Source organism: Elstera litoralis, from assembly GCF_000963705.1.
GTDB lineage: Bacteria > Pseudomonadota > Alphaproteobacteria > Elsterales > Elsteraceae > Elstera > Elstera litoralis.
Genome location: NZ_LAJY01000199.1, coordinates 1 through 2,427, shown reverse-complemented (window position 1 = coordinate 2,427; position 2,427 = coordinate 1). Strand labels below are relative to the sequence as shown.

Here is a 2,427-nt window from a genome sequence, read left to right as displayed (position 1 = left end):
GTCGCTAACACCAGTCTAAGCCGTTCAGAAGAGAAGCTCAATCCTTCCCCCAACTACCGCCGATCTTAGGGCCTACCCTACCCTCAGCGATTCACAACGTCAAGAACAAAAAAGCAACATCGCGACACCAACACCCTGCCCTTGCCGCCTGCTGCCTGCCCTTCTATGCTCGCGGCGCTTTTGCGGATTGAGAGGGTCAAGGCTTATGTCGCAGAAAATCAATAAGATCGTTCTCGCCTATTCCGGCGGGCTGGATACCTCGGTGATCCTGCGGTGGTTGCAGGAAACCTATCAGTGCGAGGTCGTCACCTTCACCGCCGATATCGGCCAGGGCGAAGAGCTGGCCCCGGCGCGCGCCAAGGCCGAAATGCTGGGCGTAAAGCAGATTTATGTGGACGATCTGCGCGAAGAGTTCGTCCGCGACTTCGTGTTCCCGATGTTCCGCGCCAATGCGCTCTATGAGGGCGTCTATCTGCTCGGCACCTCCATCGCCCGCCCGCTGATTGCCAAGCGCCAAATCGAGATTGCCAATGAAGTCGGGGCCGATGCCGTGGCCCACGGCGCGACCGGCAAGGGTAACGATCAGGTGCGGTTCGAGCTGTCGTACTACGCGCTGAAGCCGGAAATTAAGGTCGTGGCACCCTGGCGCACCTGGGACCTGACCAGCCGCACGACGCTGCTTGACTATGCCGAGCGGCATCAGATTCCCATCGCCCGCGACAAGCGCGGCGAAGCGCCCTATTCGACCGATGCGAACCTTTTTGCACATTTCCTATGAAGGCAAAGCCCTGGAAGATCCGTGGGTCGAAGCCGACGAAGACATGTACACCCGGTCGGTCGATCCGCGCAAAGCGCCGGATGAGCCCGAATATGTGGAAATCGAGTTCGAAAAGGGCGACCCCATCGCCGTCAATGGCGTCGCGCTCTCGCCGGCCAATCTGCTGACCAAGCTGAACGAGTTGGGCGGCAAGCATGGCGTGGGCCGTCTCGATCTGGTCGAAAACCGCTTCGTCGGTATGAAGTCGCGCGGCGTTTACGAAACCCCCGGCGGGACGGTTCTGCTGACCGCCCGGCGCGGGATCGAAAGCATCACGCTGGATCGCGGCGCGGCCCACCTGAAAGACGATATTATGCCCCGCTATGCGGAGCTAATTTATTTCGGCTTCTGGTACTCGCCGGAACGCGAAATGCTGCAAGCCTTGATCGACAAGAGCCAGGAATTCGTGTCGGGCACCGTGCGGGTGAAGCTGTTCAAGGGCTCGGTTTCGGTCGTCGGGCGCAAATCGCCGCGCAGCCTGTACCGCCAGGATTATGTGACCTTCGAGGCCGATCAGGTCTATAATCAGCAGGATGCCGAAGGCTTTATTAAGCTCAACGCCCTGCGGTTGCGTCTCGCAGCCTTAGGCCGCAAGTAAGCCTTCGGGGCGGGATCGAAAGGTTCCGCCCTTTTTTTTCTTAGGAGCGCTCCGATGCTGCTGACCGCCGAAACCAGCGCCCTGCTGCTCGTGGATTATCAGGGCAAGCTGATGCCGATGATCGACGGGGCGGAGACGGTGCTGAACCGTGCGCTTTTATTGGCGGAAGCTGCCCATCTGTGCGGCGTCCCCATTTGGGCGACCGAACAATATCCGCAGGGCCTGGGCGGAACCGCCCCGGCGTTGGTCCCCTGGATTGAGCGGGTTTTCACGAAAACCCATTTCAACGCCGCCGCCGAACTCGACCTACGGGAGGCGCTCGCGCCGTGGCGGGGGCGTCGGATCATTCTGGGCGGCTGCGAGGCCCATGTCTGTCTGCTCCAAACCGCCCTCGGGTTGCACAGCCTCGGCTGGCCCGTGACCGTGGTGAGCGATGCCATCGGCTCGCGTCGGGCCAGCGATAAGGGGGCGGCGCTGCACCGATTAACCCAGGCGGGCATTTCGCTGATTTCAGCCGAAATGGCCGCCTTTGAATGGGTGCAGCACCGCGACGCGCCAGCGTTCAAGGCTGTTCTGACCGCCGTTAAAAAAGGCGCGTCTTAATTCAAGCGCGCCCGAAACGCGGCGAACCGCCCATCTTTTCGGGCGGCGTCGAAACCAGACCGTATTTTCTCGACGACATCGCCAGGAACCGACTTTGAGGCAAGCGTCCAGAACTGGGTTTTCACGACCGTCGGGCCGAGAAGCAGCGATTTTTCATCCACGTTCTCAGACTTGATAACGTAACGCCCAAGCGATGTGGTGGTAAACCAAGCATCGCCCCGGCCCGCAATCAACTTTTTAAGATTGAGACCTTCTGAGGACGACGTATCAATGTCGGTAATCCCATTCGCCCGCAGAAGGGCGGCCGGCGCGCCATTGTCGACAGCAACAAGGCGTTGAAGGCCCTTCGCTTGTTCGAAACTCGTAATAGCTGGAACGCCTGCCTTCGATACGAAAATAAACCCCTCAT

At 59.9% G+C, this 2,427-nt stretch carries 2 protein-coding genes and 1 pseudogene; 2 read left to right on the top strand and 1 reads right to left on the bottom strand.

The genetic code is table 11. From position 1 onward, the window contains the following. Positions 1–205: 205 nt before the first annotated feature. Positions 206–1,415, top strand: a pseudogene (locus VZ95_RS08740) (argininosuccinate synthase). 54 nt (positions 1,416–1,469) lie between these two features. After that, positions 1,470–2,018, top strand: a complete 549-nt coding sequence (locus VZ95_RS08735; protein ID WP_045775509.1) for an isochorismatase family protein — start codon at positions 1,470–1,472, stop codon at positions 2,016–2,018. On the opposite strand, the gene VZ95_RS25365 is transcribed toward VZ95_RS08735, so the two are convergent. Then, a partial coding sequence (locus VZ95_RS25365) for a hypothetical protein (RefSeq protein WP_045775508.1) occupies positions 2,015–2,427 on the bottom strand: 413 nt, incomplete at its 5' end. The genes VZ95_RS08735 and VZ95_RS25365 overlap by 4 nt on opposite strands.

What these genes read in the sequence shown, in the direction of transcription:
- VZ95_RS08735 (WP_045775509.1), top strand. Translation starts at nt 1,470, where the DNA reads ATGCTGCTGACCGCCGAAACCAGCGCCCTGCTGCTCGTGGATTATCAG.